This window comes from Streptomyces sp. NBC_00028 (assembly GCF_045041065.1).
GTDB lineage: Bacteria > Actinomycetota > Actinomycetes > Streptomycetales > Streptomycetaceae > Streptomyces.
Map to the genome: position 1 here is coordinate 2,821,411 of NZ_CP108293.1, position 13,144 is coordinate 2,834,554.

7 protein-coding genes are annotated in these 13,144 nt (G+C 71.2%); 6 read left to right on the forward strand and 1 reads right to left on the reverse strand.

The window, feature by feature from the left end:
* The first annotated feature begins 47 nt into the window (after nucleotides 1–47).
* Together OG885_RS12325 and OG885_RS12330 are read left to right on the forward strand one after the other, a co-directional pair.
* Nucleotides 48–4,067 carry a molybdopterin-dependent oxidoreductase gene (locus OG885_RS12325; RefSeq protein WP_405730331.1) on the forward strand — a complete coding sequence of 1,340 codons (4,020 nt, stop codon included), beginning with the start codon at nucleotides 48–50 and terminating at the stop codon, nucleotides 4,065–4,067.
* A gap of 98 nt (nucleotides 4,068–4,165) precedes the next feature.
* On the forward strand, nucleotides 4,166–5,884 hold the full coding sequence (locus OG885_RS12330; protein ID WP_405742708.1) for a hypothetical protein: 1,719 nt from the start codon (nucleotides 4,166–4,168) through the stop codon (nucleotides 5,882–5,884).
* Here OG885_RS12330 and OG885_RS12335 read toward each other — a convergent pair.
* Entirely contained in the window at nucleotides 5,865–6,380 is a 516-nt protein-coding gene (locus OG885_RS12335; RefSeq protein ID WP_405730333.1) for a YceI family protein, read from the reverse strand. The genes OG885_RS12330 and OG885_RS12335 overlap by 20 nt on opposite strands.
* Before the next feature lie 98 nt (nucleotides 6,381–6,478).
* Here OG885_RS12335 and OG885_RS12340 point away from each other — a divergent pair, with 98 nt between their 5' ends.
* From OG885_RS12340 to katG, 4 genes are all read left to right on the forward strand, one after another.
* Nucleotides 6,479–6,967 (forward strand): MarR family winged helix-turn-helix transcriptional regulator, encoded by a 489-nt coding sequence (locus OG885_RS12340; RefSeq protein WP_405730335.1) that lies wholly within the window; start codon nucleotides 6,479–6,481, stop codon nucleotides 6,965–6,967.
* 203 nt (nucleotides 6,968–7,170) lie between these two features.
* A complete protein-coding gene (locus OG885_RS12345) occupies nucleotides 7,171–10,227 on the forward strand; it encodes an FAD-binding and (Fe-S)-binding domain-containing protein (protein ID WP_405730337.1) in 3,057 nt (1,018 codons plus the stop codon).
* Between the two features lie 112 nt (nucleotides 10,228–10,339).
* Nucleotides 10,340–10,777: a Fur family transcriptional regulator gene (locus OG885_RS12350; protein WP_329333732.1), complete on the forward strand. Its 438-nt coding sequence runs from the start codon at nucleotides 10,340–10,342 to the stop codon at nucleotides 10,775–10,777.
* Nucleotides 10,778–10,845: 68 nt separating this feature from the next.
* Nucleotides 10,846–13,038 (forward strand): catalase/peroxidase HPI, encoded by a 2,193-nt coding sequence (gene katG / locus OG885_RS12355; RefSeq protein WP_405730340.1) that lies wholly within the window; start codon nucleotides 10,846–10,848, stop codon nucleotides 13,036–13,038.
* Nucleotides 13,039–13,144 lie beyond the last annotated feature (106 nt).

Genomic DNA, 13,144 nt, shown 5'->3' on the forward strand with positions numbered 1-13,144 from the left:
ATTCGTACGCTCTCGGCCATGAGCCGGCCGTCAGGAAAGAGCAGCGTGTGACCCCCACCACCCCCACGTCCCAGGTGCGCTCGGTCTGCTCCTACTGCGGAGTGGGCTGCGGGATCGTGCTGGACATCGGGAGGGGTCCTGACGGCCGCCGTACCGTCCTGAAGGCCACCGGCGACAAGGCGCACCCGGCGAACGCGGGGCGGCTGTGCACCAAGGGCGCCACCACGGCCGAGATGCTCGCCGCGCCCGGCCGGCTGACCACCGCGCTGGTCAGGGACGACCGCGGTGAGGAGCCGGTGCCCACGCCGATGGCGGACGCGGTCGCCGAGACGGCCCGCAGGCTGCGGCGGATCATCGACACGCACGGCCCGGACGCCGTCGCCTTCTATGTCTCCGGGCAGATGAGCCTGGAGGCCCAGTACCTGGCGAACAAGCTCGCCAAGGGGTTCGTCCGCACGAACCAGATCGAGTCGAACTCCCGGCTGTGCATGGCGAGCGCCGGGGCCGGTTACAAGACGTCGCTCGGCGCGGACGGCCCCCCGGGGTCGTACGACGACTTCGAAGGAGCCGATGTCTTCTTCGTCATCGGCTCGAACATGGCCGACTGCCACCCGATCCTCTTCCTGCGGATGATGGAGCGGGTCAAGGCGGCCGCCCGGCTGATCGTCGTCGATCCGAGGCGTACCGCGACGGCCGCGAAGGCGGACCTGTTCCTCCAGATCAAGCCGGGCACCGATCTCGCCCTCCTCAACGGTCTGCTCCACCTCCTCCTCGCGAACGGCCACACCGACCCCGCCTTCATCGCCGCGCACACCGAGGGCTGGGAGGCGATGCCCGAGTTCCTCGCCGACTACACGCCGGCGGCCGTCGCGGAGCTCACGGGGCTGGCCGAGGAGGATCTGCGCACGGCGGCGCGGCTGATCGGCGAGGCCGGTGAGTGGATGAGCCTGTGGACCATGGGCCTCAACCAGTCCACGCACGGCACCTGGAACACCAACGCCCTGGTCAACCTGCACCTCGCGACCGGCGCCATCTGCCGCCCCGGCTCCGGCCCGTTCTCCCTCACCGGCCAGCCGAACGCCATGGGCGGCCGGGAGATGGGCTACATGGGCCCGGGCCTGCCCGGCCAGCGGTCGGTCCTGATCGACGCCGAGCGCGCGTTCGTCGAGGACCTCTGGGAGCTGCCGCCGGGCACCGTCCGCAAGGACGGCGTGGGCAAGGGCACGATCGAGATGTTCCAGAAGATGGCCGACGGCGAGATCAAGGCCTGCTGGATCATCTGCACCAACCCGGTCGCCTCGGTCGCCAACCGCCGTACCGTCATCGAGGGCCTGGAGGCCGCCGAGTTCGTCGTCGCGCAGGACGTGTTCAGCGACACGGAGACCAACGCGTACGCCGACGTCGTCCTGCCCGGCGCGATGTGGACCGAGGGCGAGGGCGTCTTCGTCAACAGCGAGCGCAACCTCACCCTCACCGCCCCCGTCGCCGACCCGCCCGGCGAGGCGATGGCGGACTGGCGGATCATCGCGGCCGTCGCCCGCGAGATGGGGTACGAGAAGGGCTTCTCGTACGACAGCGCCGAGGACGTCTTCGAGGAGATCCGCCGCGCCTGGAACCCCGTCACGGGCTGGGACCTGCGCGGGGTGACGTACGAGCGGCTGCGCTCCACCCCCGTGCAGTGGCCTGCCGCCGCCGAGGACGGTCCCGCCCGCAATCCGATCCGGTACGTCGAGGGCGGCACCCCGCGCTTCCCGACGCCGACCGGCCGGGCCGTCTTCCACGCCCGGCCGCATCTGCCGCCCGCCGAACTGCCGGACGACGACTTCCCCTTCGTGCTGAACACCGGGCGGGTGCAGCACCAGTGGCACACGCTCACCAAGACCGGGAAGGTCGCCAAGCTCAACAAGCTGAACCCCGGCCCGTTCGTGGAGCTGCACCCCGAGGACGCGCGGGCGCTCGGGATCGTCGACGGTGACGGGGTGGAGGTGGCCTCGCGGCGCGGCCGGGCGGTGCTGCCCGCGGTGGTCACCGACCGGGTCCGGCCGGGGTGTGTGTTCGCGCCGTTCCACTGGAACGACCTGTTCGGCGAGTATCGATGCGTCAACGCGGTGACCAGCGACGCCGTCGACCCGATCTCCTTCCAGCCCGAGTTCAAGGTGTGCGCGGTCTCGCTGGCGAAGGTCCACGAGCCGACACCCACGATCCCCGCTCCTCAGGCGATCGTCCCCACGTCCGTCACCCCGGGCACCGACCTCTTCGGCCTCGCCCCCGCTCCGCCGCCCGTCCTCAGCGCGCAGGAGCGGCTCTACCTGACCGGCTTCCTCGCGGGCATCGACTCCGGCGCCCCGGGCGTCCCCGTGCTCCCGCCGGACGCGCCGTTCAGTCCGGAGCACGCGCTGTGGGTGAACGGCGTCCTCGCCGGCATGTACTCGCGTTCCGCCACGGTGCCTCAGGAGCGCCCCGGCCGCGAGATCGTCGTGCTGTGGGCCTCCCAGACCGGCAACGCGGAGGACTTCGCCGGCGCGGTCGCCGACCGGCTGTCCGAGAGCGGGCATCGCGCGAGCCTGCTCGGCATGGACGCCACCGACCCCGGCACCCTCCCCAAGGGCGCCGACCTGCTGCTGGTCACCAGCACCTTCGGCGACGGGGACGCCCCCGACAACGGCTCCGGCTTCTGGGAGCTGCTGGCCGCCGAGCAGGCCCCGCGCCTGGACGGGGTCCGGTACTCGGTGCTGGCGTTCGGCGACTCGTCGTACGACGACTTCTGCGGCCACGGCCGCCGCCTGGACGCCCGCCTCGACGAGCTGGGCGCGGTCCGGCTCGCCCCGCGCACGGACTGCGAACCGGACTACGAGCCGACCGCGGACGCCTGGCTGGACCAGGTGCTCTCCGCGCTGAGCGACACCGAGGCACCGCCACAGGCGCCGAGGAAACCGAAGGCACGCGCCCCCAAGCCCGCTGCCACCACCGCCCGGCTCGTCGGCAACCGGCTGCTGAGCCGGCCCGGCGCGGGCAAGGAGGTGCGGCGGTTCACCTTCGACACGAGCGGCACGCCCCTGACCTACGAGGCGGGCGACGCGCTCGGCGTCCGCCCCGTCAACTCCGCGTCCCTGGTGGAGGAATGGCTGGCGGCGACCGGTGTGGACGGCTCAACGGCCGTGTCCGTGGCGGGAGTCGACGAGGTCTCCTTCGCCGAGGCCCTGCACCGCCACCTCGACATCACCCGCATCACCCCCGACTTCCTCCGTTTCGTCGCCGAACACACCCGCGACGACCGTGAGTTGCGCCGACTGCTCCGCCCTGACAACAAGGACGGCCTGGCGAAGTGGAGTTGGGGACGGCAGGCGGTCGACGTCCTCGCCGAGCACCCGGTCCGCGCGAGCGCGGCAGACTGGGCGACCGTCCTCAAGAAGCTCCAACCCCGCCTGTACTCCATATCGTCGAGTCCGCTGGCCGACCCGCACCTGGTCTCGCTGACCGTCTCCGTGGTCCGGTACGAGAACCTGCACGGCAGGCCGCGCGGTGGGGTCTGCTCGCCGTTCCTCGCGGACGCGGACCCCGACACCGAGGTGCCGGTGTTCGTGCAGTCCTCCCCGCACTTCCGCCCGCCCGCCGACGCGACCACCCCCATGGTCATGGTGGGCCCCGGCACCGGAGTCGCCCCGTTCGTCGGCTTCCTCCAGGAGCGGCGCGCGCTCGGCCACCGGGCGCCCAACTGGCTGTTCTTCGGCGAGCAGCACCGCGCCAGCGACTTCTACTACGAGGACGAGCTGACCGAACTCCTCACGGAGGGCACCCTCGCCCGTCTCGACACCGCCTTCTCCCGCGACCAGCGCCAGAAGGTCTACGTCCAGGACCGGATGCGCGAACACGGTCCCGAGCTGTGGCGCTGGCTCCAGGACGGCGCCCACTTCTACGTCTGCGGCGACGCCTCCCGCATGGCGAAGGACGTGGACCGGGCGCTCAGGGACATCGCGGTCACGCACGGCGGTCTGAGCGAGGACGAGGCGGGAGCGTATGTGAAGCAGCTGGCGACGGCGAAGCGATATGTACGGGATGTGTACTGACCGTACTTTTTTACCGGTCTCACACCGGACTCTTCACCTCCGCTGCCCGCCCCGCTCACCGGGTCCGATTACGGTTCCGTGCCGTGCACTTGGCAGACATGACGCCGGTGGCATCAGGCCGGCGGACGCAGTCGGCGGTGTCCGCCGCCCCGGAACACCCGGCCCAGGGGCCACCCGCGCAGTGGCATCGTGTCCTGACCCTGCTGGCCGACGTCAGCCTCTTCATCGGCACCCGCGCGGTCTGGACCCAGGCGGCCTCGCACCGGGTGGCGGTGGCCGCGGTCATCTCCGTCTGTTACGCCTCGATCCTCGGGTGCGGCGTCCTGGCCCTGACGGTCCGCCGCCACCGCTCCCTGGCCCGCCTCGACCTGCTGATCCTGCTGACGGCCGTGACGCTGACGGTGTGCGCCTGGGTGCTGCTCCACCAGGGCGGCGACGAGGCCCAGCTGACGACACAGGCGGCCAAGGAGCTGGCCGCGGGCCATCCGATGTACGGCAGGCCGTGGCCCTGGCTGTTCGGCCGCACGGTCGCCCTCACCCCCACGGTCACCGGCACCTACGACCTCACCTACGGCTATCCCCCACTGGCCCCGCTCCTGACCGTGCCCTTCCTCGGGCTGGGCCACGGGGCCGCCCCGGCGACGGCGGTGAGCACCGCCGCACTGATCGTGGGCGCGGTGCTGCTGTGGCGGATGCTGCCCGCCCCCTGGCGCCCGACGGCGACCATGGTCTTCCTGGGCTTCGGCATGCTGCCCCAGTACGCCCGGCTCGGTTACCCGGCGATCGTGGGCCTGGCCCTGCTGGTCCCCGTGGTCGTCGGCTGGCCACGCATCGGAAAGGGCGGCCGCCTGGGCACGTCCGGCCTGGCCCGCGCCGCCTGTCTCGGCGCGGCCTGCGCCGCACAGCAACTCCCGTGGTTCCTGGCCCCGTTCCTCCTGGCCGGCCTCTACGCCGTACGCAGGGGCGAACTGGGCGCCCGCCCGGCGGCCCTGCTCCTGCTCCGCTTCACCGGGACCGCGGCCACCGTATGGCTCCTGCTCAACACGTACTTCGTCGTGAGCGAGCCGAAGGCCTGGCTGGAGGGCGTCGCCCTGCCGCTCACCCAGGGGGCGGTGCTGCACGGCCAGGGCCTGGTGGACGTGTCCCTGTACCTCACGGACGGCAGCGACCGCCTCGACTGGTACTCCCACGCGAGCCTGCTGCTGGCGGCGGGCCTGTTCCTGGTCTTCGTGCTCTTCGTACGCCGGCTCGGCCCCGCGGCGACGGCCCTGCCCTGGTGCGCGTTCTTCCTGGCGACGCGCTCGCAGGACGGCTACTACCTGATGATGACGCCCCTGTGGCTGGCCTCGGCGGTCACGGCACCGGCGTCGGAGTTCGCGGGGGCGTGGCAGCCACGCCTGGGCGCCCAGCGCATCCGGGTCGCCGTAGCCGCGCTGGCCCTCACCCCGGCCCTCCTGGCGGCCGGCCTCGCCGCGACGGGCGAACCACCCCTCCACCTGACGATCACCGCGCTGCACCGCTCCCACCCGGTCAAGGCGTCCCGCCTCGCCCTCACGGTCACCAACACGTCCGGCACCCCGCTCGCGCCCCACTTCATGCTGACCGCGGGCCAGGGCATGAGCCGGTACTGGCGGATCGTGCGGGGCCCGAAGTCCCTCCCGGCCCACACCACGGCGCGCTACGAGCTCGGGCCGCCCGCCGAGCCGTACGGCGGGCGGTACGTCATCCCCAGGGCCGGCGCGCAGCTGCGTCTGCGGGTGTTCACGGCCGTACCCCAGACCCTGTCGACCACCTACGTCAGGCTGCCGTCCGGGTGAACCGGAGCGTCGCGGTGACCGTGGTCAGGCCGCGGATCATGCCCAGCTGGTTCCATCCCATGCCGAAGTGCTCCCGGTCCACGGAGAACTCGGTATCCAGGGTGACCGCGTCGGCGTCCGCGCCGACGAGCCGGGCGGTGAAGGACTGGGGGCGGCTGATGCCGCGCACGGTCAGCTGACCGATCACGTGCACCTTGTCGCCGTCCCGCAGCTCGGCGCTGCGCACCGCGAAGGTGATCTCGGGGTGGTTGTCGGCGTCGAAGAAGTCCGCCGACCTCAGGTGCGTGTCCCGCTTGGCGTTCTTGGTGTCCAGGGAGGCCACGTCCAGGGTCAGGGTGCCCACGGCCGACCCGTCGGTCCGCACCTCGCCCTGACCGTTGACGGCGCCGAAGGTGCCCTTCACGGTGACCAGGTTCCACATGGTCTTGTGCTTGATCCCGACGGTCGTGGCGGCGGTGTCGAGCTGCCAGGTCCCGGTTTCGACGGCGACGGTCATGGTTCTCACTCCTGCGAGCTATAGTCCAAATTTGGATGATGCGATGCGACCCACCGTAGCCTCTAATCCAAATTTGAACAACAGATACACTAGAACCCATGGCCGACCACTCCGCATGCCCCTCTTCCGCAGGTGACGGGCTGCTCCCCGCCGAACTGCACGCCTGGATGCTGATGCTGGCCGCGACCGGGGCCGTCGAGCAGGAGTTGCGCTCCGTGGTCAAGGAGCGGCTGGACGTCTCCCACGACGAGTTCCTGATCCTGTGCCTGCTGGCCGGGCACCCCGGCGAGGCGCTGCGCATGACCCGGGTCGCCGAACTCCTGGGCCGCCCTAAGACCCGCCTCACCTACCAGATCGCCTGCCTCCAGCACGCGGGCCTGGTCACCCGCCAGTCCGTCTGTGGCGACAAACGAGGCGTCGAGGTGGCCCTCACGGAAAAGGCCCGAGGCCTCCTCAAAGACGCCTCCACCACCCTCGCCGAGACGGTCAAGGAGGGCCTGTCCCGCGTCATGGGCCCGGCCCAGTGCGAGGCGATGCGCGCGCTGATGCCGGAGGCGACAACAGAGCCGGTCACGCCGGAGGCGTAGAGAACCTCTGTGCCGGCACCCACGGCACAGGCCCACCAACATCCACTGTCTGCGGGCCACCGGCCGCGAAGGAGCCGTAGGGGCGCGCCGGTGTCGAGAGTGCGAACGCGCGGAGGCCCGAAGGGTCGAGCACGATCGCGCTCTCGACACCGGCATGAAGCGCCCCGGAGGCGACTGAGCCATTAATTGGGTACCCGGCGTCCATGCCCACCCTGGAATCAGCTCTCCGTCACCGCGTGGACGGCGAGGTCCGCTTCGATGCCGGGTCCCGTGCCGCCTACTCCACCGATGCCTCCAACTTCCGGCAGACGCCGATCGGCGTGGTCGTGCCGCGTACCCCCGAGGCCGCGGCCGAGGCCGTGGCGGTCGCCCGGGAGTACGACGCCCCCGTCCTCTCGCGGGGCGGCGGCACCAGCCTCGCCGGTCAGTGCACCAACACCGCGGTGGTGATCGACTGGTCGAAGTACTGCGGCCGGCTCGAATCGGTGGATCCCGACGCCCGTACCTGCGTCGTCCAACCCGGCATCGTCCTGGACGAGCTCAACCGCCAACTGGCCCCCACCGGCCTCCGGTTCGGCCCGGAACCGGCCACGCACGCCAACTGCACGCTCGGCGGCATGATCGGCAACAACTCCTGCGGCGCCACCGCCCAGGCGTACGGCAAGGTCGTGGACAACATCGCCCGCCTGGAGGTGCTCCTCTACGACGGCACCCGGTTCTGGTGCGGGCCGACCAGCGACGAGGAGTACGCCGCCATCGAACGGCAGGGCGACCTGCGCGCCACCCTCTACCGGCATCTGCGTACCCTCCGCGACACCCACGCCGACGAGATCCGCGACCGCTTCCCGGACATCCCCCGCCGTGTCTCCGGCTACAACCTCGACTCCCTCCTGCCCGAGCACGGCTTCGACGTCGCCGGCCTGCTCGTCGGCAGCGAGTCGACGCTGGTGACCGTGCTGCGCGCCGAGCTGAGGCTGGTGCCGGTGGTGAACGAACAGACGCTGGTCGTCCTCGGCTTCCCGGACATCGACACGGCCGCGGACGCCGTACCGGCGATCCTGCCGTACGAGCCCATCGCACTCGAAGGCGTCGACTCACGGCTGATCAGGGACGAGCGGATCAAGCGTCTCAACCCTAAGGCACGTGCCCAACTCCCTGACGGAAACGCCTATTTGATGGTGCAGTTCGGCGGTGACACGGTCGAGGAGTCCGACGAGCACGCGCACCGGATGCTGGACGGGCTGCACGAGTCCGAGCACGACGCCACGGTCGCCTTCCTCGACGACCCGTCCCACGAGGCGGAGTTGTGGCAGGTCCGCGAGGCCGGCCTCGGCGCCACCGCGCACATCCCGGGCCGGCCCGACACCTTCGAGGGCTGGGAGGACTCGGCGGTGCCGCCCGAGCGCCTCGGCGACTATCTGCGCCGACTGCGGCATCTCTACGACGAGTTCGGGTATCTCAGCGACACCGGGCCCAGTCTGTACGGCCACTTCGGGCAGGGGTGCGTGCACACCCGGATCCCCTTCGACCTGTACTCGGCCGACGGGGTGGCCGCGTACCGGCGGTTCATGGAGCGGGCGGCCGATCTGGTCGCCGAGTTCGGCGGCTCGTTCTCCGGTGAGCACGGCGACGGGCAGAGCCGGGGCGAGCTGCTGCCGCGCATGTTCGGGGAGCGACTGGTCGCCGCCTTCGAGGAGTTGAAGGGCGCCTTCGACCCGCTCAACCGGATGAACCCCGGGAAGGTCGTGGCACCGTACCGCCTCGACGAGAACCTCAGGCTCGGCGCTGACTGGGCCCCGTATACCCCGAAGGACCTGCATTTCCGGTTCCCGGACGACGGCGGCTCCTTCGCCGAGGCCGCCAACCGCTGTGTGGGCGTGGGCAAATGCCGTCAGCTGACCAGCGAGGGTTCGGTGATGTGCCCGTCGTACCAGGTCACGCGGGAGGAGGAGCACTCCACGCGGGGCCGGGCCCGGCTGCTGTTCGAGATGCTCGACGGTCATGGCGACAGCGCGATCCAGGACGGGTGGCGTTCGCAGGCGGTGCACGACGCGCTTGATCTGTGTCTGGCCTGCAAGGGCTGCAAGAGCGACTGTCCGGCCGACGTCGACATGGCGACGTACAAGGCGGAGTTCCTCTCCCACCACTACGAGGGCCGCTGGTGGCGCAGGCCCCGTGCGCACCTCTCGATGGGGTGGCTACCGCTGGCGGCGCAGGCCGTGGGCCGCTCCCGGCTCGGTCCGGCCGTGAACGCGCTCACCCACGCCCCGGGCCTGTCGAGGGCGGCCGTGGCCGCCGCCGGGGTGGAGAACCGGGAGATCCCGCTGTTCGCCGGGGAGACGCTCCAGCAGTGGTTCGCCCGCCGTGAGCCGTACGGCGACGGCTCGCGCGGCAGCGTCCTGCTGTGGCCGGACACCTTCACCAACCACTTCCATCCGCACGTCGGCCGGGCCGCCGTGGCCCTGCTGGAGCACGCGGGCTGGCGGGTGGAGCTGCCCATCGAGCCGCTGTGCTGCGGGCTGACCTGGATCTCCACCGGGCAACTCGGCGTCGCCGAGCGGGTGTTGGGCCGTACCGTACGACGTCTCGCGCCGCATGTGCGGGACGGCGGGCTGGTGGTCACGCTGGAGCCGAGCTGTTCGGCGGTGTTCCGCTCCGACGCGGGCGACCTGTTCCCCGGCGACCGGGACGTACGGCGGCTGCGCGAGAGGACGGTGACGTTGGCGGAGCTGCTCACCGAGCACTCCCCCGGCTACGCGCCCCCGCAGGTCCCGGAGCGGTCCGCGCGCGCCCTGGCCCAGGTGCACTGCCATCAGCACGCGGTCCTCGGCTGGGAAGCCGACGCCGAGCTCCTGCACCGCGCCGGTGTCGACGCCGAGCGGCTGGACTCCGGCTGCTGCGGGCTGGCCGGGAACTTCGGCTTCGAGCCGGGCCACCTGGACGTCAGCGAGGCCTGCGCGGAGCGCGTCCTGCTGCCGAGGCTGCGGGAGGCCGCCCCGGAGACGGTGGTCCTGGCCGACGGTTTCAGCTGCCGCACCCAGATCGCCGAGTTCGACAGCGGCGGCCACGAGGCGGTGCATCTCGCGGAGCTGCTGGCGGTGGGGCTGCCGGACGGCGGCGCTCACGGCAGCGCGTACGGGGTGGCCCCGGGTGCCCGCCCCGCGCCTCCGGGCCGCCGGGCCCAGGCGCTCGCGCTGGCGGGGAGCGGGGCGGCGGTGGCCGGTGCGGCGCTCGGGGCGGCGCGGTTGCTACGGCGGTGATCCCTCTCGCCCCTGTACCCCCAGGGGTTCTCTTCCGGTCAACGTGAGCGCCATCAAACTGGGAGCATTCCTTTTCTTGAACTATTCGTGTTTAGCGCGGTAGGTTGTCCGCATGACCGCACCCCGGACCCCGACCCCCGCCGATGAGCTGCGCGGTGCCGGCCTGCGGGTGACGGCCGCCCGGGTCGCCCTGCTGGAGACCGTCCGCGCCGGGGACCACCTCGGCGTCGAGATGATCGCCGAGGGTGTGCGCGACCGGGTCGGTCACATATCGCTTCAGGCCGTGTACGACGCCCTCCACGCGCTGACCACGGCCGGGCTGGTGCGCCGTATCGAGCCGCCGGGCAGCCCCGCCCGCTTCGAGGGTCGGGTCGGCGACAACCACCACCACCTGGTGTGCCGGTCGTGCGGTGTCGTCGTCGACGTCGACTGCGCGGTCGGTCATGCCCCCTGTCTGACCGCAGCGGACGACCGCGGCTTCACCGTCGACGAGGCCGAGGTCATCTACTGGGGCCTGTGCCCCGCCTGCTCGTCCACCAGTAGTTCCTGAGCTCCCAGTTTTCCCGAGCTCCCCGTTCCTGAGCTCCAACGATCCGCCCCGTCCGGAAGGATTCCCCCATGTCCGAGAGCAACGCCACCCCCGAGGGCAAGTGCCCCGTGGCGCACGACCGCGCCCTGCACCCCACCCAGGGCGGTGGCAACCGCCAGTGGTGGCCGGAGCGACTCAACCTGAAGATCCTGGCCAAGAACCCCGCCGTGGCGAACCCGCTCGGTGAGGAGTTCGACTACGCGGCGGCCTTCCAGGCCCTGGACCTGGCGGCCGTGAAACAGGACATCGCCGAGGTCCTGACGGACTCCAAGGACTGGTGGCCGGCCGACTTCGGTCACTACGGCCCCTTCATGGTCCGGATGGCCTGGCACAGCGCGGGCACCTACCGCATCAGCGACGGCCGTGGCGGCGCCGGCGCCGGCCAGCAGCGCTTCGCCCCGCTGAACAGCTGGCCGGACAACGGCAACCTGGACAAGGCCCGCCGACTGCTGTGGCCCGTGAAGAAGAAGTACGGCCAGAGCCTGTCCTGGGCCGACCTGATGATCCTCGCCGGCAACGTGGCCCTGGAGTCCATGGGCTTCGAGACCTTCGGCTTCGGCGGCGGCCGCGAGGACGTCTGGGAGTCGGAGGAGGACGTCTACTGGGGTCCCGAGAAGGTCTGGCTCGACGACCAGCGCTACACGGGCGACCGTGAGCTGGAGAGCCCCCTCGGCGCCGTCCAGATGGGCCTCATCTACGTCAACCCCGAGGGCCCCAACGGCAACCCGGACCCGATCGCCGCGGCCCGCGACATCCGTGAGACCTTCCGCCGGATGGCGATGAACGACGAGGAGACCGTCGCCCTCATCGCCGGTGGCCACACCTTCGGCAAGACCCACGGCGCCGGCCCGGCCGACAACGTGGGCGCCGACCCCGAGGCCGCCCCGATCGAGGCGCAGGGCCTCGGCTGGGCCAGCACCTACGGCACCGGCAAGGGCGGCGACGCGATCACCTCCGGCCTGGAGGTCACCTGGACCGCCACGCCGACCCAGTGGAGCAACGGGTTCTTCAAGAACCTCTTCGAGTACGAGTACGAGCTGTCGGCGAGCCCGGCCGGCGCCCACCAGTGGGTCGCCAAGAACGCCGAGGCGATCATCCCCGACGCCCACGACGCGTCGAAGAAGAAGCTCCCGACGATGCTCACCACCGACCTGTCGCTGCGCTTCGACCCGGTCTACGAGCAGATCTCGCGTCGCTTCTACGAGAACCCCGACCAGTTCGCGGACGCCTTCGCCCGTGCCTGGTTCAAGCTGACTCACCGTGACATGGGCCCGAAGTCGCTGTACCTCGGCTCCGAGGTCCCGGCGGAGACCCTGCTGTGGCAGGACCCGCTGCCGGAGGCCGAGGGCGAGGCCATCGACGCCGCCGACGTCGCGGCGCTCAAGGCCAAGCTGCTCGAGTCCGGTCTGTCGGTCGCGCAGCTGGTGTCCACCGCGTGGGCGTCGGCCTCGACGTACCGCAACAGCGACAAGCGCGGCGGTGCCAACGGCGCCCGTATCCGCCTCCAGCCGCAGGCCGGCTGGGAGGTCAACGAGCCCGACGAGCTGGCCCAGGTGCTGCGCGTCCTCGAAGGCATCCAGGCCGGGTTCAACACCGGCGCCAAGAAGGTCTCGATCGCCGACCTGATCGTCCTCGGCGGTGCCGCCGGTGTCGAGAAGGCCGCCAAGGACGCCGGTCACGACATCGAGGTGCCCTTCACCCCGGGTCGCGTGGACGCCACGGACGAGCACACGGACGCGGAGTCCTTCGCCGCGCTCGAGCCCACCGCCGACGGCTTCCGCAACTACCTCGGCAAGGGCAACCGTCTGCCGGCCGAGTTCCTGCTGCTGGACAGGGCGAACCTGCTGGGCCTGAGCGCTCCCGAGCTGACCGTCCTCGTCGGCGGTCTGCGCGTCCTGGGCGCCAACTACCAGAAGACCGCGCACGGCGTCCTCACGAAGACCCCGGGCAAGCTGACGAACGACTTCTTCGTCAACCTGCTCGACCTGGGCCAGACCTGGACCGCCGTCTCCGAGGACCAGACGGTCTTCGAGTCCCGCGACGACGCCACCGGCGAGGTCAAGTGGACCGGCACCCGTGCCGACCTGGTCTTCGGCTCGAACTCCGAGCTGCGGGCGCTGGCCGAGGTGTACGCGGCCGACGACGCGAAGGAGAAGTTCGTGAAGGACTTCGTCGCGGCGTGGGTCAAGGTCTCGAACGCGGACCGCTTCGACCTGGTCTGATGACCTGATCGCCTGACGTGGGGCGGCCCTTGGGGGTCGCCCCACACCCATGCCCGGACGGAATCACCTATGTTGACATAGGTATCGGTGCATACCTATCCTCGCT

What these genes read in the sequence shown, in the direction of transcription:
- OG885_RS12340 (WP_405730335.1), top strand. Translation starts at nt 6,479, where the DNA reads ATGGCCGACCACTCCGCATGCCCCTCTTCCGCAGGTGACGGGCTGCTC.
- OG885_RS12350 (WP_329333732.1), top strand. Translation starts at nt 10,340, where the DNA reads ATGACCGCACCCCGGACCCCGACCCCCGCCGATGAGCTGCGCGGTGCC.
- katG (WP_405730340.1), top strand. Translation starts at nt 10,846, where the DNA reads ATGTCCGAGAGCAACGCCACCCCCGAGGGCAAGTGCCCCGTGGCGCAC.
- OG885_RS12345 (WP_405730337.1), top strand. Translation starts at nt 7,171, where the DNA reads ATGCCCACCCTGGAATCAGCTCTCCGTCACCGCGTGGACGGCGAGGTC.
- OG885_RS12330 (WP_405742708.1), top strand. Translation starts at nt 4,166, where the DNA reads ATGACGCCGGTGGCATCAGGCCGGCGGACGCAGTCGGCGGTGTCCGCC.
- OG885_RS12335 (WP_405730333.1), bottom strand. Translation starts at nt 6,380, where the DNA reads ATGACCGTCGCCGTCGAAACCGGGACCTGGCAGCTCGACACCGCCGCC.